A 24,669-nucleotide genomic window follows, 5' to 3' on the forward strand; every position below is an offset into this window, starting at 1 on the left:
CACGTCAGGGCAGACAGAAGCACCTTCGGCGCGCGCCACGGCATTTACCACGCCCCCGGCGCGCACCGAAGGTGCGCTGAGTCGCTGACCTGCAGCAATCAGCCGGAATCTCTCCAGACGGGCCAGCGGTCATGTTCGGATCACCCGGTCGGCGGCCTCACCTGACGACAGCCCCACCCCGACGCTCTGCCCTCCCTGAGCAGCAGCGATGATGACCCCGTGGTGACAGACCTTGAGCTCTTCGCGGACTACTTCCAGATCCACGTTCTGGACGACGCGTCCGAGGGCGACCTGAGCGACGTGTGGACCGAACAAGCCGTCCTGGACGGGCTCGGTGTCACTGAAGATGCCCTGGCCATCGGCACCGACGTCAACATCACCCTGGCAGTCAGCGTCCACGTCCTCGCGCAGCAGCCGGATGACGACCGCGACGACTTCGATCACGTCGTCGAAGCCAGCCTCAACCTGCTCTCGGGACGACTGGTCGTGCTGGGCTGCACCGACTACCTCCCCGATGCGGCACGCTTCGACATGCCCGCCGGGTGGACCCGCATCCGCGCTTCCCGACGGAACCTCGCTACCGCCGCTTTCCCCGACCCCGACTGCGAGGACGAGCCGGCGGACACCGAGGAGATCCGACTGCAAGCCTGGCCGGCCCCGTACTCCCAGCCGCACATCATCAAGCGATGGACACGCCCCGACGCGTAGTCGCTTTCGCGAGCCCCTCTACATGTTCAGCATGTCGTCGCGCACGAAGTTTTCCCAAGCATCAGAGACCTCACCTGAACGTCTCCACCGCGAGTGTCGCCAAGCCTCTCGTTGCTGTTCATACAGAACGTCGCTCAACACGCTGCTCGGCTTGGCCAGCTTCTGCTCACGTCGTCTTCCGGGCGTGGACGGAGAAGTCAGCCACTTCCATGCAGACGTGTCGGCTCTGCAGCCTGGGGCAGCCTCGGCACCACGAAAATTGCATGGCGGACAGGTCCGTACCGAAGACATACTCGCCGCATTGAAGGGGCGTAGCTCAGCCCGGCCAGAGCAGCGGACTCCAAACCCGCACGCCGCAGGTTCGAATCCTGCCGCCCCTGCCAGCCGCTGTCGGCTGTCGCGCGACGCGGACGCCGTCGCTCACAGTTCTTCATGGCGCGCGGGTTGCCTTGGAGAGGCGCTCCATGCGAAAGCACAGGTCGTCAGGATGGGTGTCGCGCGGCGTTCGGCACCCCGTGTCGAACTCGCCTAGAACAGCCGTCCCCTGACGGTGACGCAGGTCACGGTGAGTCGGGACGGCGATGAGTAGCCCTCAAGCCAGTGCGGCGCGATGTCCGCCGGGCGTTGGGGGCAGTCTGGTGAGGGCACCCACCGGCAGCTTGGGGCGAGGCTGTGGCAGTGCGGGCAGACTTCGATGATCGTGGTCAGCGGCAGGCCGTATACCCAGCGCAGGCACGATCTGGCCTGGAACGGGCCGCGGTCATCGGGCCGTGGTGGAGAGCGGGCAGCAGGTGCCAACGGCGCTCAGCCGCCTTCATACTCCGGGTGGCGGGCCGGGCGGGAAGCGCCGTCGAAGCCTCGGGCCGACGGACAGCGCGTGCTCCCTCGACCGCCACAGATCACGGGAGACCTGCTTGGACGCCCACCACCACAACGTGACCTGGTGGGCATCGGCGACCAGGGCGTCCCCGGCCGGCCCCATCCTGTGGTCGAACCTGCGGTGTTCCCGCAGCCCGCGCCCCAGCTCCGGAAGCCGTGTGGTGTCGATGAGATAGCCGCCGTCGTCCCCGCACTGCCAGCGACGCCCGCAGGCACACGGCCGCCACCGGTGCCCGGCCGCAATCAGCCAGGCGCCGTCCTCCAGACACAGCGGGCATGCCTTAAGAGGCCCGGAGCCCGGCTGCTCCGGCCACACCCTGATGCTCACAGCAGCGCTCGAGGCGGTCGGCAGCTGTTCGGGGCGAAGGCCGGGCAGCGCGCGCTGCAACGTCCTCATTCCCGCGGCCAGCAGGGCGACCGCCGGCCCGCTGAGGAGGATCTCCTGGCGGGACGGCTGTACGTCGGTGCCTGCGCGGGGCAGGTGGCCGTGGTACAGCGCCTTCATCAGCCGACGTAGCTCAAGCCCATTGGCGGCAGCAGTACGGGCCAGAAACGAGGCGGTCGTCTCCCCGTGGAGCAGCGGAACGCGGATCGGCAGATCCGACGTCCTCAGCGGCATGCTGGTCGTACGCGCCCGCGCGGAGCCCTTGATGCCTTCGGTCATGCCCAGACCGTGACATACGACCCGGCATTTCGATATCGGATCGCCCACTGCGGCTGGTTCTGCTGCAAGTCTGCGGATGCCTCCGGGATGTCACCGCGGAGTGCATTGACGCCATGCGCACACCGGAATTCGAGGAGCTCCGAGGAGGGACTTGAGGAGTGAGGTCAAGACCGGCGTCTTTACCTGCCTGGCCAGTGCGTCACGGCCTGGATCGGGGTGGCGAGAGCCCGCCGAGTTGAGGATGCGGATGCAGCGGTCGATCCGCCAGGGCATCGCCCAGGCGAACAGCAGCTCCTCCACTCGGGTCGCCGGCTTCACAGGTGTCGGCGGATGCTTGCTTGCTGACACACGGTGAGGCGGCTGCGACGTGGCTGGAGCGGGAGCGCGCCCACGCATCCCCTGTGGTGCACAAAGAATTAATTGAACGCGTTCAGCCCGGCTGGCAGAATGGGGCCACGCCGTCGGCCGGGCGGACGCGTTCATTTCACCGTGCCACGAGGGGGTTTGGCCGTGCATCAGAAGCGGTCGTACGGCCGGATGCTGGTGGTCTCGGTGCTGGTGGGCTGCCTGGAGGTCGCGCTCGCCATCGTGGTGGTCCTCCTGTACGTCCGGACGCAGCCGCCGCCGGACACCCCGGTCGACCACGCCGCCCTGGTGGCGGGTTTGCTCTCGTTCGGCGTGATCGTCGGCGTGATCGCGTTTCTGTTGTCCGTAGTTTTCGTGCTGCCGGCGGTGGCGCTGGCCGATCTGCTCGGCCGCCGGATCGGCGGCCGCGAGGCGTGGTGGTGGGTGCCGCTGGTGGTGGCGGCCCTGGCGGCACCGCCGATCGTGGTTTTCGGGGCGTACAACCGCGCGGAGGCGCGGCCCATGCTCGTCTTCTGGGCGGTGGCCACGGCCGCGCTCTCGGTGGGCGGCCTGGTTGCCCGGCCCCGGCACCCGAGACTGGTCCGGCAAGTGGCCCTGTGGGGCACAGCGGTGGTGGCGGGAACCGGCCTCGTCGGCGCACTCGGGCTCACTGCCGGCCTGCTGCCCGCTTATGAGCCGCCGGCGATCGGTCCGGCGACCATGGCCGGCACCTGGGTCGACCACACGAGCGGAACGCTGGTCTTCACCTCGGACGGCCGGGTCACGGCCTCCGGCGTGGGCGAGCACGACCCCGACGACCACCCCAGCGGCCCGTCGCGGCGGTGCTCGGGCCGAGGCACCTGGTCGTACGAGTCCGGGCGGGACGTCTGGACCCAGGAAGTCCGCATCCGTGTCCCGGGGTGTTCCTGGCCGGCGTGGCGCGTCGGCGGCACCGACCGGAAGCCCTGGATCTACCAGCACGTCGGTCACCCGGATTCCGGAAAGCTGTACGAGCTGCGGAAGGCCGCCGACGGCTCCTGACGCCGGAGCGCTACTTCAGCGTCGCCGAGTTGAGCCCGCCTGGATCTGGCGTTGGAAGGAACGGGCCGCCGAGCTGATCGCGGATGCCTCAAGAACGGTCCTCGGAGCGGGGACAGAGTCCGGCGCCGGACGGGGTGATCGTCTCCCCGCCTAGGCCTCACGATGTGATCACGGCTCGGTAAAGCGCCAAGATCGGTGTCACTCGGACGCCGGAAAGCGTCCTCGCATGTTCTGCCTTCGCGGTCTCTCAGGGTCCGGGATCCTCGATGGATGAGCTGCGCCACGGTGACGCGTTTCTCGGCTCTGTCGCATATCTTGTGATGTCTGTCCGGGGGTGAGGTCAGCCGGTCGTTGCCGTACCCGGTCTGTTGGCGTCGCTGGCTCAGGGCGAAGGAGTTCTTTGGCAGAGCAGTCGGAGTCGGGGTCATCTACCAGGCAAAGGTTGAGTCCTTGCCCGTCACGCCGGATCAGGGCTGAAAGGAGGCAGGGGGTCTTCGGATCGTCAATCGTCAGTGCGATGTAGTCGCCGCTGGTGAAATCGTCGTCGGCGAACGACGAACCCGTGTCGTCCGGCGAGCTGAAGAAGCTCCAGTGCCCGGCTGCCGTGTCAGGGCACTGTGTACCTCCCAGCATGGCGCTGTTGAGGCCTTCTCCCGTCATGCCGCGGTCGGCTCCCAGGCGAAGGCGAGCGCCAGCCGGGTTGCTCCACGCGCCCGCAAGAGCCGACTGATCAACGCGGGCTGCTTCACCCCCCCGGCGTCGGCGCAACCCGCGCAGGCCCAGGCCAACACGGCAGCCAGAGCCGGCAACCGTCTCGATGAAGTGCTCATCCGCATCCCCGCCCAACGACCGACTGAACGCGTTCAGAATAGGCGGACGGGTACAGACGCCCCACGGGGGATGCGGCCGTCACAAGATCAGCGACCGAGCCGTTTCCTCACGGGCTTCGAGCTCTGGACACGGCGTGCGCCCGTGCGGTCCGGCGATGCCGTCCCCGGCTGATGAGGCTGCGGACCTTGGAGTCCTGGAATTAGGTGCCTACCGGTGCCAACCGTTCCCGGATTTCACCCACGCAGCCACGGGGATGGTCCCGTGATGTACTCGCACATCGACTCCTCGTCCTTCTCGAACCGGATTCGGACCTGGCGCGCATCGGCTAGCCTCGTGAGAGCGTCGCGAATGAGCGGGGGAAGCGCGTGTCGTCCATCATTGCTCTTCCGGAAACAACCGTCAGCGACATTCCCCTGGTGCCGCGGCGGGTCCTGGGCCACCGCGAGCTCGGCGGGACGGTCGTGGGCCAGGTCAGCATCGGACGGTCCGAGGCCTTGCTGCTCCACCCCGGCCACGAGGGACTGGATACCGAACTCAAGGACCGCCTCCGTCAGGATGCCGGCATCTTCCAGTACCACCTGGTCCATCTCACCTGCAGCTTCCGGCCCGCCACCGGGCCGGTACGGAGTGCCGTCCTGTCCGTCTCCCTCCAGCAGGCAGACGTTCCCGACCTGCCCCCGCCCGTCGTCTGGTCGATGGCGCCTCGGAGGCTGGCCACCGCGGTGACCCGGCGCCGGACCGTCACCCTGGGGCCGAACGTGACCCTCGTCCCCGAACTCCTCGAGCTGGGTTCGGGGGTCGAGAACACCACCGAGTACGAGACGGACATGTGCCACGTGGTCGCGGTCGGCGAAGGGGAGTCCATCGCCGAATGGCACTTCAAGACCACACCCGCCGTCGAACTGCTAGGGATGCACCATATGGTGTTCGTGGCGCGCTCTGCCGCCCGCACCGGGTGCAGCGCCCACCTCGCGCTCTCCGCCAAGCGCAGAGAACGGTTTGGCGGCCTCATTCCCTACCGGGCGAACATTCCGCCCAACGAACGCGTCATCACGCTCGCGGCCGGAGCACTGGCCTGAACGCGGACGGGGCCTCCTTCGAGAGGCCGGAGCCGATCCAGCGGCTGGCTGAACTCCTGCGCCTCGTCCGGGACGGCGAGATCAGTGAGCAGGAGGCCCATCGTCTCGCACGCCTGGACCGTGAGCTGCTCCCGCCGGAGTACGCGGACGTCATTGTCCAGGCCGCCTGGCAGACGGCCCTCACCGACAGCGAGATGGGGGCGCTGACAGCTTCGCTGATCCACGCGTGGGCCCGGGAGCACCAGTCCTCGAACCGGACGTTGATCCGTGCCAGCAGCGGCGTCTTCGTCCTCACCGCGACCCAGGTGCTCGGCGCCCGGCCGGACGGACGTCTCTATCACCGGGCCGCCGCGGCAGCCGAGGACATGCTGCGGACGGCGGATCCCTCGCGCCTGGGCCTGTCCCTCCACACCGCCGGAATGCTGCATCTGACTCCCTACGCCCTGAACCCGGCCAATCCCGACTACGCCTTCTGCCGGGCGATGACCGAGGTGAAACAGGACTGGTCCCGGGGGGTCGTGGACAAGGGGCTCGGGCAGGACCTCGCGATGCCCGAGCCCGCCGCGGCGCTGGGCCGAGCCCGGGACCTTCTCAGCCGGGCCGTCCAGGAGACGCGAGGCCCGGACCGGGGCGAGGCGCTCGTGCAGCTGGCCTTCTGCGTACTGTCCCTCCACCACGCCGGGGGCGACGCCGATCCGGAGACGGTGGACGCCTGGTGCGACGAGGCCGCCCGGCTGCTGCCATCGGATGGCGCACCGCTGGCCTGCGCCAGGCTGCTCTGGCTCATCGTCAAGCGGGACCGGGCCGATCTTCTGCGAACCCGGGCCGTCGGCAAGTTCTCCGCGGACTGGATGCAGGGCCTCTGCGGGACGTTCGCCACCGTGGTCGCCGGCGTCACAATCATCAGAGTCCTGATGCTCCTCAAAGACCGCGAGACCGCGGAGATGTTCGCCGACGAGATCTACCCTCTTCTGGCAGACGCGCCGGCTCTCGAGCAGTACCGCTATTTTCTGGATCTGGAGCTTGCGCGTCGCCTTCCGCCGGCCGACCGCGCGGACCACGGCAGCGAAACCGATCCGACCCATCCCAGAGTGGAGGGTCTCTCCGGCGCGGCGGCAAGGAAGTACGCCGTAAGGTGCGTCCTCGCCCTGCGCCACGAACCCGTACGGAACACGGAGGCCGAGGATGTCGCGCAGTGGGCGGTGACCCGGTACGCGCCTGACCTGGACCTCCCTCTGCGGACGTTGCGCGGATTCCGCGGCTCGGTGCGCGCACGCATGCTCATGGGCTCGGGGGACTGCGCTGAATCGGTCCTCGCATCGGCCCGCGCGGCCGACGACCTGTCCAGAGCGGGGTACTCCGTCGAAGCGACCTTCTGTCTCCATCTTCTTGAGGTGAACCTCCGCGAGACACCCCCGGCGAGGCTGACCCGGATCGACCGGGCCGTCGCGCGGAGCCTGGCCGGGATCACCGCACTCCCCGAGACCGGCCTGGGCGAGGTCGGCCTCCAGTACGTCCAGCGGTGCTTCGAGCGTCTGCTGGCGCTGTGGGCCGAGGAGGGGACCCTCGACCCGGATCTCTGCGCGCTCATCTTCACGATGCTCAAGGGGCGTGCGCTCAGCCATGCCCTCGCGAAGCCGGGACCTGAACCGGACACCGGACCGATGGCGCGACTGCTGAGGAACATCCGGGATCTGCCGACGACGGTTCCAGCCGAAGTGAGGTCGGATTTCGGCCTCATGACGCGTCTGGGCGGCGAAGGGTCCCAGACCGCGTTCCTCCACCGGCTGGAGGACCTCGACGGACGAACCGAGCAGGATCGGCGGGACAACCTGCTGCGCCGGTTCCAACGGGCCGACCACGCGCGCCTCCTCGACGGACTCAGCCATGCGGGAGCGACGAGGTCGGACGTCGCCGTCAGGGCGTCCCTGCCCGAAGACACGGTCCTGGTCTCATTCTATTTCGGTGCAGTGGGCGCCAACCGGAGAACCGGTTACTACGCCCAGGTCCAGACGAGGACCCACAGCAAGGCTCTCGGAGTCTTCGCCCCGGACGAGCCCGCCTGGCGGGGCGCGATCGTCGTGCAGGACGAGGAGGGACGCGGCGAGGTGCTCCAGGTATCGGGAATCGGTCTCAAAGTCGCGCGGCTGCGAGACGCCGTGATCGACGACCCTCTCCACCGCGAAGTCACCCTTGCAGGACAGCGAGAGCTCGGGCACATGCGCGACTGCCTCTCACCCACCCTGCTGGACCTTCTCCAGGAACACCGGGACAGGGGTCTGACCAAACTCTGTGTCTGGCCGCACGGGTCCCTGTACTTCCTGCCGCTGCACCTCGTCCCCTTCGGGGAGGGGATTTTCGCCGACGCGTTCACCATCACGAGCATTCCCTCGCTCGCGTGCCTCTTCCGAGGTCCCGCTCCCGTGCCCCGGAGTGGGATGCTGTCCGTGGCCTGCAGCAGCGGGGGAGTCGCCTACGGGCTGGCCGACGAGCCCTCGCTGGAGAGTCAGGCCGAGCGGATCGCGGCGATGTTCGGCTCCCGTCCGCTGACCGGAACCGAAGCCACCCCCGCCCGGGTCGTCGAGCGGCTGGGCACCACCCGCTACATCCACCTGGCCGCCCACGGCATGCAGAACGTCCAGGCACCCTCCTTCGCGTGCCTCTTCCTCGCCGGGACGGAGGGCGACCGTGCCGGGCGGCTCCACGCACACGAGATCCTCGCCTGCGACCTGCGAGGAGTCGACCTCGTCTCCCTCTGCGCCTGCGAGTCAGCGCTCGTCCGCTATGACGACATGGACAACATCCACGGGCTCACAGCCGCGTTCCTCCGAGCGGGGGCGGGAGCGGTCGTCGGCGCGCTGTGGCCGATCACCGCGGGGGTGTCCGACACGTTCTTCCTGACCCTTTACACCGCGCTGGCGAACGGCGCGGCCACCTCCACCGCCTTCCGGACGGCGCAGGTGGAGACCCGCAGGAGGCACCCGGAATACCGGGACTGGGGTGCCTTCACCTTCCTCGGCGTCTGAATCTCAGGGGTGACGACGCCTCTGCGGCGCCCTACCGGCCCCAAGGAGCGCGAAACCGGTACCCCGTCCAGCAGGCCGGCGGACAGACGATCCTCGCCGAATCCCATGCAGCTCGGAGATGGGGAGCGGGCCCATGAGCCTCGCCGTCTCGGTCGGCGTGACGGCGAGAACCCCGCTTCGCCCGATGCGCGCTGATGACATGGCCGCCACCGTCCAGGACGGACCGGCACCGACCACCACGTCGAGGCCGAACCACGCGGCTGCCTGGAGGCGCATCCTCAGCGCCAGGTTGCGCGGCTCAGTGCCGAAGAGTCTCAAGGAGGCGCCTGCTTGGGCCACAGCAGCCGACGGCGCCAGAGGCTGTACGACAGGGGTGAACCGCTCGATCACCGAGATGAGTTCAGGAAGTCCGCCACGTTGCCGCATCCGGATGTGGAAAAAGACGGAGTCCCTCACGGCCACACCCCTCTCCGTGAAGCGCGATTCGTCACCTCAACCGCACGGGCCAGCGCCCGCTCGCCAGCCAATGGCCCGCGGGTTCGTGGTCCCAGGAGCGCAGGAATCTGCGAACTGGCCGAGTCCGGTTGCCGGCCGCGGCCGTCGTCGTCTGGACGCCATACAGAGCGGCCGCGCGGAGTGGTACCAGTTGGGCCAGGCCGTAGAGGTCCTTGCCGAAGAATCTGAGGGCGCCCTCTTAGACAGAGTTCGCTGTCTCACAGCGTCACTTCTCTCAGGCGTCGCGTCACCCGTTCGTGTATGCCCCTCGCAGTGTGCCCCCGCAGCGGGATGGTCAGTGGCGGCGGATCTCGTGTTGTTCCGGAAATGGGGAGGCGGGCGTCGAGATGACGCTCCTGGGCTTCGTCCGAGAGGTCGCGAGCGCAGCAGCCAAGGGAGGAGTGCGGCGACGCGGGGGCGGGACCGAATCGGTACTGCGGTCCGGCCCGTTGCCGCTTGCCGGGCTGCGGGCCGGGCTGGCGTTTCCGGGATCACCGGTCAGGGCGCCCGGCGTGTCTCCGACGGGAGTCACACGTGAGGTTCTGGCTGGTTGGTCTGTACGGATTCCAGGTGCTGTTTGAGTGCCGCCAGTGTGGCGCGCATGGTCTGTTCGTTGTGGGCTGCGCGGGCTCCGGTGCGCAGGGCGGTTTCGCCCAGGCGGGCGGAGAGGTCGCCGAGGGGGCCGACGCGCAGGTCGTGCCAGGTCTGTTCGACGAGGGTGGTGCCGTGCGGCGTCGGGGTGAAGGTGAAGCTCCAGCGGGCCAGTGGCAGGCCGAGTTTCACTTCCCACGTGAGTACGCGGCCGGGTTCGGCCTGGGTCACGGTGCATTGGGTGGTCCAGCTGATACGCCCCTTGCGGTTGGCGCCTGTGAACCGCGCTCCTGCCACCGGCCGTGCCGGGGTGCCGAGCCAGCTCCCGCCCGTGCATTCAGGGCTCCACTCGCCCATCCTCGTCACGACGGCGATGGCTTCCCATGCTCGTTGCGGGGTGGCGGCGATTCCTTCTCGCACGGTGACTGTCCGCCGCTTGCGTGAGCCGGCGGTGCCGTTCTGGGCCACCGCGACGGCTGCGTGAGGACGAATGGCCGCCGCTGGATGAGGTGTTGCGGGGGCGGCGGGAGCAGATGCACCCAGCGGTGGTGCCGGTGCTGCTCTTCCCGTGCCTGTGGTGGCTGACCGTACCGCTGCTGGTCGGCTACCAGCTGGCCCGTACGGCCCGCCGTATGGCGCGCCGGGTCTTCTCCGTACGCCCGCAAGGGCACGTCGAGGATCCCGGGGTGCTCCGGGTGCAGAGGGTGCGGGCCTGGGTGGCCCTCGCCATGTCGGGAGCGCTGCTGGCCGGGTTCGGTGGCTGGCAGGACGTGGCGGAGATACCGGGGCGGTTCCTGCAACGGCTGTTGTTCGCGCCCTGGTTGGCGCTGTTGAGCGCGGCGGTCGTGGTGACACTGCTCTTCTTGGCGGCCGGGCCCGGAACGCGGCGGGCCATGCGGACGCGGCTGTGGCCGGCGGGCCGGTCGGCCCTGTGGTACTTCGGCGCCTGGACGCTGGTGCCGCTGCTGTTCCTGTCGGCGGCCGAGGGGATTGGTCTGCTGCCCGGCAACACCAACGTGCTGCTCTGGGTGTCCGTGATGTTCGTGTGCTGGGCGCCGTTCTGGTGGGTGATCTTCTTCCTCTGCTTCGCCTCCGGTCCGGCGCTGGGCCACGCCTTCAACCTGTCCGCCCTGCATGCGGCGCTGCCCGCGCTGGTCACCTCCGTCCTGGTCTGGGTGTTCGCCTTCCTCGGCCTGTCGGCGGGCGGTCTCCCGCCGGGCCCGGTGCCGCTCGCGGTCTGTGCGTTCCTCGGTGGCCCGGTGTCGGTGACGGCGGTGGCCTGGTGGGAGTTTCACCGGCTGCGGCGGCGGCAGGGGGTGCGGTGGCGGGGTTAGCACCGCGGAGCTGCGCGTTCCGTCCGGCCGGACTTTGCGGCTGGTGTCTGGGCTAGGACTCCGGGGCCTAGCTAGAGATCTTTAGCGGCTGAGGTTGCGGGGGTTGGAGATCGAGTCCGGTCTTGGCGACGAGGCCGTCGAGGAGGCCGCGACGGTACTGCAGTCATCGGACATCCAAGATCTACTTCTGATGTGCGCCCTGACTAACTCTCAGGACGAGTCTCCGTAGCGGGTGGCAATCGCGACGGCGCGGTTGCGCAAGGAGGTGCGTAACGACCCCGGGGCCAAGGCTTCGGCATCCGTGCTGAGCTGCCACAGCGCCCACTTGGCGTGTCGTAAATGGTGGAACGTCACCTCCAGCCGCAGCCAGCCGTCTGCGTCGGGTTCCGCGGCTCGGACGGCTACCGCAGTGCTCAGCAGGTCCTCCCGCCGCTCCGGGTTCACCCGTATCAGCACGGCAATATGGTCGCTGGACAGAAACTGCACGCAGCGTTTCCGCCAGACCCGGTCCAGATCAACCCGGTTTGGCGTCCGGCTCAACGTCTACACCACCGACGTCGATCTGCTGTTCCCGTACTACGGCGTGCTGGCGTCGCGGTTGGGCGCCGCCGGGGTGGCACCGACCACCACGATGCTCGGGGTGACACGGCTGGCGATCCACGGCCAGATGGTCGAGCTCGAGGGAACCGCCGTCGCGTGATGCGACCTCACCACCCTTGCTGCTCGTGCTGGTTGAACCGGCACGAGCAGCAGGCAGATGGGTGATTGCCCGGTGCTCAGAATGGTGACAATCGGCGTCTATGGCTTCGACGGCGATTCCTTCCTGCAACCCAACGACGGAAGGCTTGCGTTGGGAGCACGGGCGTGATCAGTACTGCGAGGGCGCGTCGATGGCGCCGAGGCCCAAGATCGAGCTGTACGCGGCGATCCGCGGGGACAGCCGTGCCGGGCTGACGAAGCGGGCCGCGATGCGCAAGTACGGCATCGGCTCCCACCGCCTCGCCCGGTCCCGGGCCAAGGCCGAGCCCGCCGCCATGACCTGAGCAGGGTCGGGGCCGGCGTGGGGGATGCCCGCTGTCCGGACGACCCCCGCCCCGGCCAGCAGCTGCCAGGGCACGATGCGCCGCCCCGCGAGGCGACGTTCGGCCAGTCGGACGGTCGGCGACCTGGCCGTCCCAATAGCCGCCCAACGAGCCGGAGCCGATCTCTGTGGTTCGACAGGATCAAGCACGCCGGCACAGGAGCATCCGTGTCCCACGGACGGCGGGATCTGTGCGAATGACGACAGCAAGATTGGACTGTCGAGTGTTGGTGTGGGGACGCACGGGGAAGACTGGGGCTGGCGCTTGAACAGGGCGCTGGAGCGGCCCGAGCCCGGGGCGCTGCTGAATTGACCAGAGGGACGAAAATGGCCAGCGGCACAGTCAAGTGGTTCAACTCCGAGAAGGGCTTTGGGTTCATTGCCCAGGACGGAGGCGGACCGGATGTCTTCGCCCACTACTCCAACATCTCCGGCAACGGGTATCGCGAACTGACGGAGGGCGAGGCCGTGACGTTCGACATCACGCAGGGCCAGAAAGGCCCTCAGGCGGAGAACATCATCCGCGGCTGAGCCTCCGGCTGTTCATCTCGATTCTGGCGGCGCCCGCACCGCGTACGGGCGCCGTCGGCGTGTGGTGATGCCTTGTGACAGCCGGCGGAGCATGGCCTCGGCCGTCGATCGTGTCGAGGCGTGTCTCCACTTCCTGTGGCCAGGTCCTCGTCGCGAGGTCGCCGCCCGCCTGCCGGAGTAGATCTTCGGCGCCCGCCACCTGGAACGCCCTGGGCCGGCCACCTGCCGGCCTGGAGCGGCCCGGTGCGGTGGCTGACCTGCTGACGCAGTTCCTCTGCGAGACAGTCTTCGGCAGCTGAAGGCGCTACGGCCGAGCAGGTCGCCAGGCCGTTGCGGGCAGTGGTCTGCCGCTCGAGCGGGCGCTCTTCTCGCTGCGGATGCGGGCGCGTTCGGGACGCGGACTCGATTCCGTGATCCTGTGATGGCCGGGTCCGTGTTCAGCGGCATTGATCAACGGTGACGCCACGGCGCCGGCCGACGTTCTGAAAACCAGGCGACTTGCGCAGGCCGGCGTCCTAGGGTGCACGGCATGGAGCATGTGACCGTTACCACTCTCGCCGAGCGGCCCGAGCTGTGCGACGTCCTGTGGGAGATGCCGGACAGTTGGCCCGTGTTCATGCACCATGATCCGGTGTCCAACGCCCTTATGGGTTTGATCGCCCAGGAGTTCCCGGAGTACGTGGTGGTGGCCACGGACGGCGACGGGGCACTGGTGGCGCGCGGGCTCAGTGTCCCGTTCCGGATGGCTCGGTCCAAGCGGCAGGGCCGACTCCCCGATCGGGGGTGGGACGAGGTGCTGCTGTGGGCGTTCGCCGACCGTCGGCGCGGAGACGAGCCCGACATGGTCAGCGCGATCGAGATCGCGGTGCGGCCCGATCTCCAGGGGCGCAGGCTTTCCGGGCTCATGCTCGGCGCGATGAGGGAGAACGCCCGGGCGTACGGGTTCACTGAGGTCGTCGCCCCGGTGCGGCCGAGTGGTAAGCACCGCGAGCCGGAGACGTCGATGGACGAGTACGCCTTCCGCGTCCGCGAGCAGGACCGGCTGCCGTACGATTCCTGGCTGCGGGTCCACGCCCGCGCCGGGGCGGTGATCGAGAAGGTGGCCCCCGTGTCGATGACGATCTCCGGGTCGCTCGCGGAGTGGCGGGAGTGGACCGGACTCCCGTTCGACACGACCGGGGACGTGTTGGTGCCAGGCGCGCTCGCTCCTGTGCGGTGCGACCTGGAGCGCGACAACGCGGTCTACGTCGAGCCGAACGTATGGGTACGGCACCGGCTCTGAGGAGATGCTCGATACCGATTCAGGCTGTAGCGGGGGGTTCCGGGCGGAGGTGCTGCCCGGTTCTGTCCGGGCTGGGGGCCGCCAGCCGCTCCATCGGCGAAGGCGGCCGTAGCGGTCTGATCTTGAGAAGAGCTGCGATCAGGTCTTGCTTCTCCACATTTCTTTCCACCGATCTTCCCTGGCAGCCAGAACGATGCGGTCGACATCAGTCCGCTGCGAGCTGAGGCTGACCCCGCACCGTGCGCGCATATCGGGGAGGCCGACCCGGCAGTTCCAGCGCCCCCGCTTGACGGCTTGATCAGGCCGCCCTGGAGCGTCCGGGTCCGTGGTCGGCCGACTCGACGGTGATCCCGTCGGGCGGTTCCTTCTGGAGGTCCCGTTACCTTCTTCCTGGCCCCGCAATGGGGCTCCCGGCCTCGGGGCCCGGCATGACTGAGGTCCCCGGTCGATCATGATCGAAAGGGTGATGTCACCGGGTGCGGAGGCATTGGCAGACCGCTGATCAGGGGCACGGGCGCCGATCTGCCACGGGTGAGGCAGTGTGAGGGCCTTCTGGCCTGGTGCGGATTGCGACATCTACGCCCGGCGACAGAAAGCCCTCGTGCCCCACCGTAATCCACCCCTGACCGAGACCGAACGCCGACAAGCGTTCCCGCAGTGGCTGCGCTCCTGCAATCACTACCGCGGACACACCGCGCTCGCAGGCAAACCACCCGCCGGCCGCGTCCCCGACCTCACTGGGCAATACACCTAGCCGCTGAGTGCTACATCGGGCTGACTGGGGCCCGATCGAGACACTGCTCGGCCCGAGCGTGGATCAGGAGCTGCTGCGCTGGGGCTTCAGCCGCCTCGCCTGACCAAGACGCCGCCCGCCATGCCACTGCCGCCTGTCGCGCTGGTCATGGACAGCTACGGCGATGCGATCCACAAGCACACCGCCCTGGCTACCCATGACCGCCATCCGGCCGGATCTCCCTGCACGCGTGCCCTGGCACCTTGCCGTGGCAAGCAGGGTGGCCGAGTCAGGCGACCGGGCTCGCATCGGCGTTCCCCGCCGTTTCATCTGCAGTCGTGCCGTCCTCGTCCTCTGCGCCGGACGCCGTGGGCGCCTGCGGCGCGGGCGGAGTCCGCACCAGCAGGGCGACCAGCGCGGACAGTCCGCCCAGCACCGCGCCGACGCCGAATCCCCATCGGACACCCACGGCCAGCGCGCCGGTGGCGCTCGCGCCACTGTCTACTGCCGCGGCGGCAGCCTGCCCCGACATGACGCTGACGACCAGGGCGGTGCCGGCCGCGGCCGCGACCTGTTGCAGCGAGCCGAGGATGGCCGAGCCATGTGGGTAGAGGTGCGGCGGGAGCACGGACAGGCCGGAGGTGAAGACCGGGGTGAAGATGAACGCCAAGCCGGCGCTCAGGGTCACGTGCAGGGCGAGCACCAGCCACGGCGAGGTCTGCTCGCCCACGAGGGCGAACAGCGCGAGGCACAACGCGGTCACCACGGCGCCGGGCACGACCAGGCGTGGCGCGCCGAGCCGGTCGTAGAGCTTGCCGACCTGCGGCCCGAGCAGACCCATCGCCAGACCACCGGGCATGAGCAGCAGCCCGGTCTGCAGCGAGGTCAGGCCACGCACGTCCTGCAGGTACATCGGCAGCAGGATGAACGCGCCCATCAGCGCCATGAACGACAGACATATCAGGCCGAGCGACACGGAGAAATGGCGGAATGTCAGGGTGCGCAGGTCCAGCAGCGGCGCGGAGGAGCGCTGCAGGGAGAGCTGCCGCCACGTGAACAGGCCCACCAGCACGGCACCGGTCAGGGTCGTGGCCAGCGGCGGCACTGGGGACTGGGCCATGTCCCCGGCGCCGAGCCCGCTCAGGCCGTAGACGAGGGCGCCGAAGCCCAGTGCTGCCAGGAGGACGGAGGGCCAGTCGATCGGGCTGACCCGCGGCTCACCGATGTTGACCAGCTTGCGCAGGCCGAAGACGGCCATGGCCCCCGCGATCGGCAGCACCGCCAGGAACAGCAGCCGCCACGACCCGAGCTGCAGCAGCACACCCGAGACCGCCGGGCCCAGGGCCGGTGCGACGGAGATGACGAGGGTGACGTTGCCCATGACCCGGCCGCGGTCCTCCGCAGGCACGAGGGTCATCAGCGTCGTCATGAGCAGCGGCATCATGACGGCGGTGCCGCTGGCTTGGATCACTCGGGCGGCCAGCAGCACGGGGAAGGCGGGGGCGGCCGCGGCGAGGGCCGTGCCGGTGAGGAACAGCGCCATGGCCAGGCCGAAGGCGGTCCGGGTCGAGACGCGCTGGAGGAACCAGCCCGTCACCGGGATGACGACGGCCATGGTGAGCATGAACGCCGTGGACAGCCACCCCGCGGCCGTTGCGGTGACCTCGAAATCGCGCATGAGCCGCGGGATCGCGTTGACCATGATCGTCTCGTTGAGGAAGACGACGAAGGTCGACAGCACGAGGATCCGCAGCACGACGGTGACGTGGGCGGGTGAGAGCGTGGGCGCTGCGTGTGGTTGGAGCATGGTGCCTTCCGTCATGGGGTGTCCTGCGCAGGTGGTGGGTCACACCGATAGACCACGGCGGCGTGGAGAACTCATCGGGGTGCCCCGATCCTCTCCGGGACCACTGACAACGGTCAAAACCAATTTGCTGACGCTGATCGGGCACGTGTGTCGGCGTACATCCACACGTGCCCAGACAGGTACAGCCGAACGTGCACCGCTTCGTGATCTGGTTCCGTTCATGCCGGCTGACGGCCGGCCTGCTGATCAATGTCGGGTTGGGGCGAGTCGCGCCGCGCGGGAGGTGAGGTGGCGTCGTTCCGGTGTGCTCGTGGTGCGTCGTGCGGCATCGCGGTAGGCGCCGGCCGCAGCCTCGCGTTTGCCGAGCATTTCCAGGAGGTGGGCCCGGGTGGCGAGCAGGCGGTGGTGACGTGCCATGCGCTTGTCGGATTCCAGTGTCGCGAGCAGCTCGAGTCCGGCGGCCAGGCCGTGGACCATGGCGACGGCGACCGCGCGGTTGAGGGTGACCATCGGGTTCTGCGCACCCTGTTCCAGCAGTTCGTACAGGGCGAGGATCTGCGGCCAGTCCGTGGCGTCGACGTGTTCGGCTTCGTCATGAACCGCGGCGATGGCTGCCTGCAGCTGGTAGGGGCCGACCTGTCCCCGCGGCAGGGTCCGGCTGATCACGTCGATGCCCTCGGCGATGAGTCGGCGGTCCCACTGGCTGCGGTCCTGCTCGGCAAGCGGCACCAGGTCGCCGTCAGGCCCGGTGCGAGCGGGGCGGCGCGCGTCGGTGAGCAGCATCAGTGCCAGGAGCCCGGCCACTTCGCCGTCGTCGGGCAGCAGGTAGTGCAGCATGCGGGTGAGCCGGATTGCCTCGGCCGACAGGGCCGGCGCGGTCAGGACGGCACCGTCCGTGGTGGTGTACCCCTCGTTGAAGATCAAGTACAGCACGTGCAGGACCTCGCCCAGCCGCTCAGAACGGTCGGCAGGCTCCGGCATGCGCAGCGACATACCGGACGTCTTGATGGTCTGCTTGGCCCGGCTGATGCGCTGGGCCATGGTCGCCTCGGGAACGAGGAAGGCCGCAGCGATCTGGGCGGTGGTCAGGCCGCCGACCGCGCGCAGCGTCAGCGCGATCCGGCTTGGCGAGGACAGTGCCGGGTGGCAGCACAGGAACAGCAGCACGAGGGAGTCGTCCTGGTCTGCGTCCGGATCGGAGTCGGCGGCGTGGCTGAGCAGCTCCGCCTGCGGGGTGGCCAGGGCGATGCGTTCCTCGCGGCGTCTGCGCGAGGTCTCGCCGCGCACATGGTCGACCAGCTTGCGGGAGGCGACGGTGACCAGCCAGCCCCTCGGGTTGTCCGGCGTTCCCTCGGCCGGCCACTGCAGAGCGGCGGCAAGCAGCGCCTCCTGGACGGCGTCCTCACACGTGTCGAAGGCGCCGTACCGGCGGACCAGCGAGCCGAGGACCTGCGGTGCCAGCTCGCGCAGCAGGCCCTCGACGCCGCGTTCCACGCTCACAGGTCCGCCGCGGACTCGTGCAGGATCGGCCACAGCTCGACCGGCTCGGTGTCGGCGAAGGGCATGTCCGCCGCGATCTGCTGTGCGCGCTCCTCGCTCTCGCAGTCGAGCAGGTAGAAGCTGGCGATGTACTCCTTGGTCTCCAGGTACGGTCCATCGGTGACAGCCGGGGCCCCGTCCTTGCGGCGCACGAGCTGGGCGTTGGCCGCGTCCGCCAGGCCGTAGGCGCCCAGAAGCTCTCCGGTCTCCCGGTACTTCTTGTTGAACGCCTCCTGCTTGGCGATGGCCTCCGGCCACGCCTCGGCGGGGAAGGAGTCCCACTTGGCCTGGTTGCCGTAGATCATCGCGACGTACTTCATCTCGGGTGTCCCCTCGCTTCCACGCGCCCCGTTGGCGCGCTGTCACCCCTCAGTCGGAGCAGGAAACGAGTCCTCGACATCCGACGACAACTTTCTTCAACTTTTCTTCCGGGCCGCCGAAGACAGCCTCAAACGCCCGAGCGACCCAAACGATCAACCTACCTGGCATGCTCCCCGACGGGACCGGCCGTCCGGACGGACCGCAGCCGCGGGGCGGCGGCATCAGCCCCGCCGCCCCTTCGCCTGTCCGGCCTTCACGTCAGCCGCGTACTGGTCCACATACTCCTGGCCCGACAGTTCCAGGATCGCGTACATGATCTCGTCGGTGACGGCCCGCAGGACCGCCCTGCGGTGCTCCATCCCCGCGAAGCGCGAGAAGTCCAGCGGTTCCCCGAAACGGATCGCGACCGGCCGGATCCTCGGCAGGACCCTGCCCGGGGGCCTGATCTCGAACGTTCCCACCATCGCGCACGGGATCACCGGCACCTGCGCGGTCAGCGCCAGCACCGCGACACCGACCTTGCCCTTGTACAGTCGGCCGTCGGGGGAGCGGGTGCCCTCCGGGTAGATTGCGAGCAGCTCTCCCTTCGCCAGTATCCCCAGCCCCTCCCGGAGCGCCGCCTGCCCTGCGGCCCTGCCCGACCTGTCCACCGGAATCTGCCCGGCAGCGCGGAGGAACAACGCGGTCAGCCGACCTGTGAGACCCGGTGCGGTGAAGTACTCCGCCTTGGCCAGGAACGTGATGCGCCGTTTCAGGACCGCGGGCATGAAAAGGGGGTCCGCGAACGACAGGTGATTCCCGGCGACGATCGCCGCGCCCTTTGCCGGAACATGCTCAAGTCCCTCGGGCCGCGGTCGGAACAGCAGCCGCAGCAGCGGCCCCAGAAGGACGTACTTGAGCACGTTATAGAACACGGGGCGGCTCCCCATGGCCGAATCGGCTCCCCGGTATGTGTGCGCCGGGCTGTTACGTCAGATCCTCCCCGCCGCGGGGCCGGTACACGGTCACCGGCGCGCCCTGCGCCGTGATGATTGCCTGGTGGAGCGATGTCCGGGGAACCGGCGTGATTCGCTGACCTGCTGAAACGCGACTTCCTGCGTCGGTTCGGAGGCGGCCTTGCCAAGCTCCCGTGTTGCTCCCGGAGACGGCACCAGGCGGATTATCCGCGCTGTTTGACGAGAAGATCCAGGTCGTCGACGCGCGCATGGCCGAGCTCGCCGCCCTGCGGGCCGAGCTTGCCGCACGCGTCGGCATGGCTGCCCGTTGCGGCCGGCCAACCCGGATGAGCAGGGGGTTGAGAGCGTGACGGGTCTGACCGCTGACTTGCGCGATGATTCCGGGCGCAGGACCTTGCTTGTGCGCTGACGGCTACGGGTGCCTGGCAGCACATCACGCCACCCGTTTCGTGAAGGGTGAAGTGATCAGATGAGCAGGTTTGGCGCGGGCGCTGAGCAGAGGTGGCGTCTTTCAATGAGCGCCATAACCGACCCGGCGACGTCCACGCCGCCCGTACCCGAGGCTCCGGTGCGCGCCCGTGAACCCGGGTCGGCCGGTTATCACCGCGCGCTCGCCGCGCACCAGGCCGGCAAGAAGTCCTTGGCGGTCGACCCGGCCATCCGGGTCGCCGTGGAGCGGTAGAACCGAGAGCAGGCCCGCGAGCCCGAAGAGCTGTTTGGTGACGGACGGCGGGTGCTCGGGGACCTTCGCGAGCACGCGGCGCGTACCGAGACGGTGTCTCGGTCGACATCAGCGGGGCCCGCGCCCTCAAGCGGCTCGCCGACGAACGCGCCGGCCGCGTCAGAAGCGTCCCGTTGCAGCTGGGTCGTGCGGCCTGAGGCGCAGGTCAAGGTGTGCGCCAGGCTCGTTGTCAGTGGGCTGCTCTACAGTCAGCAACGACTTTTCATTCATGGGTAGTTGAAGCCATTCCTGCTCAGGAGGAATTGTTCGCGCGGCACGCCGGCCCGGCCTGCGCCGCGACGGCCCTTGGGCAGGGGGACCCTGCGCGGGCTCGGAGCCGGGCTGCTCACCGCCCCTCCTGCAGTCTGCCGCGGCCCGCATGCTCGGACCGTGCTTGGCCGACGAGGGTGCGAAGCGGCGTCTATCTCAGCATCCACACGCTGCTCTTCCTGCTCCAGTCGCCGCAGGCTGTCCTCGACGTGCTCCCTGACCTTCGCCAGCCGCTCGCGACGCCACTGCGCGTGGTTGTGCGCTGCCGCGGCGGTCTGCTGCCGGAATCTGCTCGTCCTCTGTCTCGGCCGCTTCGGCCGTGGCGGGCCGTGCAGGTTCCTTGCCGGTCAGATCACCAGCGGAATCTCAGTGACGACCAGCGTGTTGGTGAGCGCGCCGGACCTGGTCCCGGGCCCGGATGGCCCGCTCCGCGGCGGCGAGGATGACCTTCAGCAGATCCTCGTAGTCGACTGCCCCGAGCTCACATGATCACCGAACGGACGTCACGCGACTTGGCCGAAGCCTTGCCAACGCGCCAGCGGTGTTACCGGCCTTCTCGGTCAACAGCGCCGGCGGAAAGGGCTCAGAGGAACATGACGCTTTCAACGGCAGTGACCTGGACGGTGGCGCCGACAGCCGCCGTTCCAACTGGAACCTGGCAGTTCGCGTCAAAGTACAGAACGGCCACGCTGTCGGTATTGTTCCGGACGACCTGAGACGGACCACCATTGAATGTGTGGCACACGAGGTCAGCAGGGTCGGTCATGCTCTGCCAGCCTGAGCCGGAGTAGTAGTAGCCGAAGGTGCCAACTGCGGCGTGAGCAGGGCTGGGGACAGCGACGAGCAGAGCCAATGCGCTAGCCAGCGCACCAAGTCCCGTGGCGGCCTTCTTATGCATATATGCTCCTCTTCAAAGACATGGACGGAACCGCAACGGCGCCCGGGGCCGTCTGGTAGTACCAGCTATCCATGAGCACAGGGCCTGCCACGGCGCGGAGCTACCCGAACCGCCCGGTAGCGCCCACTTCAGCCTGACAGAAGGCAACCACCCGCAGCCAGGCACCGGCACCCCCGCGCGCGAAGCACTCAACGCGCCTGCACGCGCCCCCTCCGCGCACCAGCACGTGTCCGCTGCTGGCCTTGGCGCTTGTGCTCGACGCCCGCCCCGGGAAAGTGATCCAGTCGCGGCCGGTCACGGTCGGGACGACCGCGGACGAGGATGCCGAGACCCTGGCCCGGCTGTTTGCCGAGGGTGTCGAATGCCGGCGAGGTTTCAACAGCACGAGGCTGTTGACGCACGCTGTCGACACCGAAGGTGATGGAGCCCTGCAGAGCGGGCAGTCGTTGACGTCCCCCCCGCATCCGTCTTACCTCTGAGGTGCCTCAAATAGCTTTGCGCAGGTCAGATCGTGTGATCCACTGCGCGGAGAACAGCCAGGGGAGGGGTTGCGATGAGGCGGAGCACGCTCGCGGCGGGGGCCGTCATGGTGGTGGCGGGGCTGGGGATCGGCGCGTCCGGGGCGGGGGCGGCGGGGCAGGCGTTGGCCGGCGGCGGAAAAGGGCCAGGCTACGTCCTCGGCTTCTGGCGGACGACCGTGGGCAAGGGGTACTGGTTCACGTGCCCGTCCTTGGAGAACACGTCGTCCGCACCCATCGAGGTGATTGACGTGGAGCTGATTGATCCGCCCGCCGTCTGGAAAACCGGGCCGGCCCGGGCCGTCAGCCTGACTGACGTCGGCGTCCTGGGACTGGGCGCCTACGACGAAACATTCGCCCAAGAGCCCGGCATGAACAAGGACTACTCCACTGAGCCCGTGCGCATCGCCCCCGGCGAAGAGAGCCCCATCCACTACTACCTCCGGGCCGAGCCGATGACGGCACCGGGCACCGGGCACGCCAAGGGATGTCGATTCACCTACCGCTCGGAACACCGCGTCTATGTCGAGGACCTCGAAGCCGACTTCTCTCTCGAGAACGAGGAATGAGACGACATCTCAAGACGTCGTTTCCTCTGGTGTGTTCGTACGTTGAACCGTGCATGACGGATCTGGTCGAGCGGTAGGTGCCGGACGAGTTGTGGTTGTTGTTTCGGCGGGTGGTGCCGCTGACAGTGAAGCGGCCGCAGGGCGGGGGCCGACGGCGGGCCGGTGACCGCGAGACCCTGCAGCGATCATCTTCGCGGCCTCCTCGGGTTGCACGTGGCGGCAGCTGCCGGTCTTCGGCCCGGCGTGGCCCACGCAGCGCACATCCGTCAGGCCTTCCTTGTCCCGCAGGACACCCAGCCGTACATGTCCGCGAAGAAGGTGCCCGGTCAGACGGCCGCGGAGCCACTGCACCGCACGGTGAGCAGCGCCCGCATCGACAAGAACAGGTCTGAAGCGGTCAAGCAATGCAAACGCTATTGGGGACCCAACTACGCCGGCGGCGGCAAGGAATTGCGATGAGTACCCCTTCGCCGGCACCGATGAAGGAGCCGCGCAACCGCAGTACGACCCGGACGCCAAGGAGTTCAACTTCTCTGTGAAGCCGATCGCCCGGGACGACAACCAGGCCGGCGGCCTGATCCTGAAGAGTTTCTACGCCAGGAACGGCATCATCGACGGACTGGAGGGCGGCTTCATCGTCAACATCGTCGCCTGATCCGACGCTTGTCCGGCGGGGGCGGCCACAAGACCGCTCCCGCCGCAGCGCGACCAGTCTCTATGCGTCGTCCGGCCAGAACTGGATGAGGTAGCGCTCCACTGCGACACCGGTGCCTTCGCCCTGCGACAGCGCAGCCGCCTCGGCCCGGCCGGTACAGCTGACCGGACACGCCAGGAGCCGCCCGAGTCCGCCAGCGTGATGACCTCGTCCGTCCGGCCCGTGTGCATCGACCACACCGCAAGCTGCCCGCTGGTCGACTCGAAATCAGCTTCCGTCTGCTCATCCCAGTCCGCAGGATCCTGCAGCGGCGGAGCTGCATCCCACACCTCGACGTCCACTGTGGCGGTGTGGGTGTGACCGCCACTGGTGATGTCCAGACCCCGGATGGGTGCCGAGGAATACGTCGCGTTGGAAGTCGTCGGGGAACGGTACGGGAATTTCCGCGTCGTCGGACTCCTGCAACCCGAATGGCACAGCCGGCACCACCGCCGCCGCCATCTGATGGCGCGTCTGCCATGGATGCGTGCGGTCGAGGACAGCGACGGCAACGGCCTGCACCGCTGCCTCCGCAAGATGCTGCACCCCGACGCACCTGACACCGAAGCTCGCTGCGACCCGTGGTCCTGACCTCACCCCGATCGGCAACCGCCCGCCCGCAGGGCTGGGGGAGCAAGCCGTCGCCCTGTCCACGCTGCGACGAGGTGGGGAATCAGGGCGAGCGAGTCTGGGGAACGGGCAAGCGCGAGGTGGGGAAGTTCAGGGTTCTGACCGCGCTTCCGTGAAAGCTCCGGCCTGCCGCCGACTCCGAGTCTGGCTTTGTCGGTGAGTTTCGGGTTCTGGCACATATTCCGTGAGAGCGGTGGACGAGTCTCTTCTGATCGGCAGACTGGAGCGATGCGGATAGAGAGCGTCGTCAGGGTCCAGGCGGTCCGGCTCGCCGTCGCCGGCGGTGCAGTCGTTGCTGCTCCAATCCTGCTCGTGGCTGGGGCTCCTTTGCGCCGCCGCATATTGCGTCGTTACTACCGCGAGGACGGTCCAGGCCTCGTGAATAAAGAGGACGGTTGGGTGAGCCCGGGGTACTTCGTCGTCACCAACGTCGTTGTTCTAGCCCTTTGCTGGCCGTCGGAGTACGTGCTTCGACGGCTTCGTCGTGCCTGAGCAGGACAGTCATCGGGCGGCGGTGAGAAGTACCCATTTGCGGAGGAGCGGGAGCTTGGCGCGGCCGAACATCTGGCGCTTGACCATCTTGATGTGGTTGACCCGGCCTTCGACGGGACCGGAGTTCCAGTGAGTCGTCAGGACCTGGACGACCGCGTCCCAGTCCTTCTCCAGGCCGACGGCACAGGAGCGGAGGCCGGGAAGTTCCTCGGCTCGCGTGCTGACGACCCAGTCCTTCAGATGACGGCCGACGCGTGTGGTGAGGATGGCAGCGAAGCTGCGGACGACACGGTGGGCCGCCGCGAGTTCCGGGCAGCGGGCAAGGACTTTGGTCAGCTGTCTTCTTTCACTCTCCAAGAGCCGGTCGGGGTGACGCATGATCCACCCGGTGCCTTGTCGGAGTCCTGGCGGCGCGGGCCCGACGACGCGGATACGGCGTTGGCGTCGAGGTCGCAGATAGTCGCTGATGATCTGGTAGCTGCCGCAGTAGCCGAGGTCCTGGAGCTCGGAGTGGAGCTGGATCGCGTTGGTGAATCCTTCTGACGGCGGCCGTGAAAAGCTCCCCATAGGCGGCCACTTACCGCCCCACTGACGGCCACGGAATTCCCCACGTACGGCCGGATATCTCCCCGCT

At 68.5% G+C, this 24,669-nt stretch carries 21 protein-coding genes, 1 tRNA gene and 5 pseudogenes; 18 read left to right on the top strand and 9 right to left on the bottom strand.

The annotated features are described in order from the left end of the window. The first annotated feature begins 219 nt into the window (after window positions 1-219). Window positions 220-708 (top strand): hypothetical protein, encoded by a 489-nt coding sequence (locus AC0699_RS36910; protein WP_478669811.1) that lies wholly within the window; start codon window positions 220-222, stop codon window positions 706-708. Between the two features lie 305 nt (window positions 709-1,013). Beyond that, window positions 1,014-1,091: transfer RNA gene (locus AC0699_RS36915), tRNA-Trp, on the top strand. Between the two features lie 431 nt (window positions 1,092-1,522). Here the strand turns inward: AC0699_RS36915 and AC0699_RS36920 are convergent. Continuing rightward, on the bottom strand, window positions 1,523-2,251 hold the full coding sequence (locus AC0699_RS36920) for a TniQ family protein (protein WP_478669814.1): 729 nt from the start codon (window positions 2,249-2,251) through the stop codon (window positions 1,523-1,525). A gap of 510 nt (window positions 2,252-2,761) precedes the next feature. Here AC0699_RS36920 and AC0699_RS36925 point away from each other — a divergent pair. The 3 genes from AC0699_RS36925 to AC0699_RS36935 all read left to right on the top strand — a co-directional run bounded on the left by AC0699_RS36925 (window position 2,762) and on the right by AC0699_RS36935 (window position 8,573). Continuing rightward, on the top strand, window positions 2,762-3,637 hold the full coding sequence (locus AC0699_RS36925) for a hypothetical protein (protein ID WP_478669819.1): 876 nt from the start codon (window positions 2,762-2,764) through the stop codon (window positions 3,635-3,637). Window positions 3,638-4,833: 1,196 nt separating this feature from the next. Next, entirely contained in the window at window positions 4,834-5,547 is a 714-nt protein-coding gene (locus AC0699_RS36930; RefSeq protein ID WP_478669823.1) for a hypothetical protein, read from the top strand. Window positions 5,548-5,741: 194 nt separating this feature from the next. Continuing rightward, on the top strand, window positions 5,742-8,573 hold the full coding sequence (locus AC0699_RS36935; RefSeq protein WP_478669828.1) for a CHAT domain-containing protein: 2,832 nt from the start codon (window positions 5,742-5,744) through the stop codon (window positions 8,571-8,573). Between the two features lie 1,023 nt (window positions 8,574-9,596). On the opposite strand, the gene AC0699_RS36940 is transcribed toward AC0699_RS36935, so the two are convergent. Then, entirely contained in the window at window positions 9,597-10,079 is a 483-nt protein-coding gene (locus AC0699_RS36940; protein WP_478669833.1) for an SRPBCC family protein, read from the bottom strand. Window positions 10,080-10,192: 113 nt separating this feature from the next. Between AC0699_RS36940 and AC0699_RS36945 the strand changes: the two genes are divergently transcribed. Further along, window positions 10,193-10,993: a hypothetical protein gene (locus AC0699_RS36945; RefSeq protein ID WP_478669837.1), complete on the top strand. Its 801-nt coding sequence runs from the start codon at window positions 10,193-10,195 to the stop codon at window positions 10,991-10,993. A gap of 210 nt (window positions 10,994-11,203) precedes the next feature. On the opposite strand, the pseudogene AC0699_RS36950 reads toward AC0699_RS36945, so the two are convergent. Continuing rightward, a pseudogene (locus AC0699_RS36950) lies at window positions 11,204-11,530 on the bottom strand (WCX domain-containing protein); the annotation flags it as partial. Here AC0699_RS36950 and AC0699_RS36955 point away from each other — a divergent pair. From AC0699_RS36955 to AC0699_RS36975, 5 genes and pseudogenes are all read left to right on the top strand, one after another. Next, a pseudogene (locus AC0699_RS36955) lies at window positions 11,523-11,693 on the top strand (RidA family protein); the annotation flags it as partial. The pseudogenes AC0699_RS36950 and AC0699_RS36955 overlap by 8 nt on opposite strands. Before the next feature lie 190 nt (window positions 11,694-11,883). Then, a complete protein-coding gene (locus AC0699_RS36960) occupies window positions 11,884-12,036 on the top strand; it encodes a hypothetical protein (RefSeq protein WP_478669841.1) in 153 nt (50 codons plus the stop codon). A 365-nt stretch (window positions 12,037-12,401) separates the two neighbouring features. Next, window positions 12,402-12,605, top strand: coding sequence for a cold-shock protein (locus AC0699_RS36965; RefSeq protein WP_453668793.1), 204 nt, complete (start codon window positions 12,402-12,404; stop codon window positions 12,603-12,605). Between the two features lie 529 nt (window positions 12,606-13,134). Continuing rightward, complete coding sequence (locus AC0699_RS36970; RefSeq protein WP_478669848.1) at window positions 13,135-13,887, top strand: N-acetyltransferase; 753 nt, start codon at window positions 13,135-13,137, stop codon at window positions 13,885-13,887. Window positions 13,888-14,521: 634 nt separating this feature from the next. Continuing rightward, window positions 14,522-14,641 (top strand): annotated as a pseudogene (locus AC0699_RS36975) (IS481 family transposase); the annotation flags it as partial. Between the two features lie 268 nt (window positions 14,642-14,909). On the opposite strand, the gene AC0699_RS36980 reads toward AC0699_RS36975, so the two are convergent. The 4 genes from AC0699_RS36980 to AC0699_RS36995 all read right to left on the bottom strand — a co-directional run bounded on the left by AC0699_RS36980 (window position 14,910) and on the right by AC0699_RS36995 (window position 19,201). Then, window positions 14,910-16,442 (bottom strand): DHA2 family efflux MFS transporter permease subunit, encoded by a 1,533-nt coding sequence (locus tag AC0699_RS36980; protein WP_478669851.1) that lies wholly within the window; start codon window positions 16,440-16,442, stop codon window positions 14,910-14,912. A gap of 231 nt (window positions 16,443-16,673) precedes the next feature. Then, window positions 16,674-17,927 (bottom strand): RNA polymerase sigma factor, encoded by a 1,254-nt coding sequence (locus AC0699_RS36985; protein ID WP_478669855.1) that lies wholly within the window; start codon window positions 17,925-17,927, stop codon window positions 16,674-16,676. After that, the gene (locus AC0699_RS36990; protein ID WP_478669859.1) at window positions 17,924-18,286 is read right to left on the bottom strand and encodes a YciI family protein; all 363 of its coding nucleotides are present in this window, start codon (window positions 18,284-18,286) and stop codon (window positions 17,924-17,926) included. The genes AC0699_RS36985 and AC0699_RS36990 overlap by 4 nt, the downstream gene beginning before the upstream one ends. Window positions 18,287-18,508: 222 nt before the next feature. After that, window positions 18,509-19,201, bottom strand: a complete 693-nt coding sequence (locus AC0699_RS36995; protein WP_478669864.1) for a lysophospholipid acyltransferase family protein — start codon at window positions 19,199-19,201, stop codon at window positions 18,509-18,511. Between the two features lie 242 nt (window positions 19,202-19,443). On the opposite strand from AC0699_RS36995, the pseudogene AC0699_RS37000 reads away from it, so the two are divergent. Together AC0699_RS37000 and AC0699_RS37005 are read left to right on the top strand one after the other, a co-directional pair. After that, window positions 19,444-19,652: pseudogene (locus AC0699_RS37000) on the top strand (MerR family transcriptional regulator); the annotation flags it as partial. Between the two features lie 105 nt (window positions 19,653-19,757). Next, on the top strand, window positions 19,758-19,925 hold the full coding sequence (locus tag AC0699_RS37005) for a hypothetical protein (protein ID WP_478669868.1): 168 nt from the start codon (window positions 19,758-19,760) through the stop codon (window positions 19,923-19,925). A gap of 892 nt (window positions 19,926-20,817) precedes the next feature. Here AC0699_RS37005 and AC0699_RS37010 read toward each other — a convergent pair. Continuing rightward, complete coding sequence (locus AC0699_RS37010) at window positions 20,818-21,132, bottom strand: hypothetical protein (protein WP_478669873.1); 315 nt, start codon at window positions 21,130-21,132, stop codon at window positions 20,818-20,820. A 553-nt stretch (window positions 21,133-21,685) separates the two neighbouring features. Between AC0699_RS37010 and AC0699_RS37015 the strand changes: the two genes are divergently transcribed. The 5 genes and pseudogenes from AC0699_RS37015 (at window position 21,686) to AC0699_RS37035 (ending at window position 23,504) form a co-directional block, all read left to right on the top strand. Then, a complete protein-coding gene (locus tag AC0699_RS37015) occupies window positions 21,686-22,219 on the top strand; it encodes a hypothetical protein (RefSeq protein ID WP_478669877.1) in 534 nt (177 codons plus the stop codon). 77 nt (window positions 22,220-22,296) lie between these two features. Then, window positions 22,297-22,448: pseudogene (locus AC0699_RS37020) on the top strand (transposase); the annotation flags it as partial. Window positions 22,449-22,522: 74 nt separating this feature from the next. Then, a complete protein-coding gene (locus AC0699_RS37025) occupies window positions 22,523-22,678 on the top strand; it encodes a hypothetical protein (RefSeq protein ID WP_478669895.1) in 156 nt (51 codons plus the stop codon). Next, window positions 22,635-22,874: a NucA/NucB deoxyribonuclease domain-containing protein gene (locus tag AC0699_RS37030; RefSeq protein WP_478669890.1), complete on the top strand. Its 240-nt coding sequence runs from the start codon at window positions 22,635-22,637 to the stop codon at window positions 22,872-22,874. The genes AC0699_RS37025 and AC0699_RS37030 overlap by 44 nt, the downstream gene beginning before the upstream one ends. 387 nt (window positions 22,875-23,261) lie before the next feature. After that, a complete protein-coding gene (locus AC0699_RS37035) occupies window positions 23,262-23,504 on the top strand; it encodes a hypothetical protein (RefSeq protein ID WP_478669880.1) in 243 nt (80 codons plus the stop codon). Window positions 23,505-24,044: 540 nt separating this feature from the next. Here the strand turns inward: AC0699_RS37035 and AC0699_RS37040 are convergent. Next, window positions 24,045-24,669, bottom strand: a 625-nt coding sequence (locus tag AC0699_RS37040; RefSeq protein ID WP_478669885.1) for a transposase, incomplete at its 5' end; no start/stop codon positions are given.

The sequence above is a fragment of the Streptomyces sp. NPDC043870 genome, from assembly GCF_056435785.1.

Excerpts from the sequence above, each read along its gene's own strand:
- AC0699_RS36945 (WP_478669837.1), top strand. The coding sequence starts at position 10,193 with ATGCACCCAGCGGTGGTGCCGGTGCTGCTCTTCCCGTGCCTGTGGTGG.
- AC0699_RS36935 (WP_478669828.1), top strand. The coding sequence starts at position 5,742 with ATGGGGGCGCTGACAGCTTCGCTGATCCACGCGTGGGCCCGGGAGCAC.
- AC0699_RS36965 (WP_453668793.1), top strand. The coding sequence starts at position 12,402 with ATGGCCAGCGGCACAGTCAAGTGGTTCAACTCCGAGAAGGGCTTTGGG.
- AC0699_RS36970 (WP_478669848.1), top strand. The coding sequence starts at position 13,135 with ATGGAGCATGTGACCGTTACCACTCTCGCCGAGCGGCCCGAGCTGTGC.
- AC0699_RS37035 (WP_478669880.1), top strand. The coding sequence starts at position 23,262 with ATGGGTGCCGAGGAATACGTCGCGTTGGAAGTCGTCGGGGAACGGTAC.
- AC0699_RS36990 (WP_478669859.1), bottom strand. The coding sequence starts at position 18,286 with ATGAAGTACGTCGCGATGATCTACGGCAACCAGGCCAAGTGGGACTCC.
- AC0699_RS37005 (WP_478669868.1), top strand. The coding sequence starts at position 19,758 with ATGAGCGCCATAACCGACCCGGCGACGTCCACGCCGCCCGTACCCGAG.
- AC0699_RS36980 (WP_478669851.1), bottom strand. The coding sequence starts at position 16,442 with ATGACGGAAGGCACCATGCTCCAACCACACGCAGCGCCCACGCTCTCA.
- AC0699_RS37025 (WP_478669895.1), top strand. The coding sequence starts at position 22,523 with ATGTCCGCGAAGAAGGTGCCCGGTCAGACGGCCGCGGAGCCACTGCAC.
- AC0699_RS36960 (WP_478669841.1), top strand. The coding sequence starts at position 11,884 with ATGGCGCCGAGGCCCAAGATCGAGCTGTACGCGGCGATCCGCGGGGAC.
- AC0699_RS36920 (WP_478669814.1), bottom strand. The coding sequence starts at position 2,251 with ATGACCGAAGGCATCAAGGGCTCCGCGCGGGCGCGTACGACCAGCATG.
- AC0699_RS37015 (WP_478669877.1), top strand. The coding sequence starts at position 21,686 with ATGAGGCGGAGCACGCTCGCGGCGGGGGCCGTCATGGTGGTGGCGGGG.
- AC0699_RS37010 (WP_478669873.1), bottom strand. The coding sequence starts at position 21,132 with ATGCATAAGAAGGCCGCCACGGGACTTGGTGCGCTGGCTAGCGCATTG.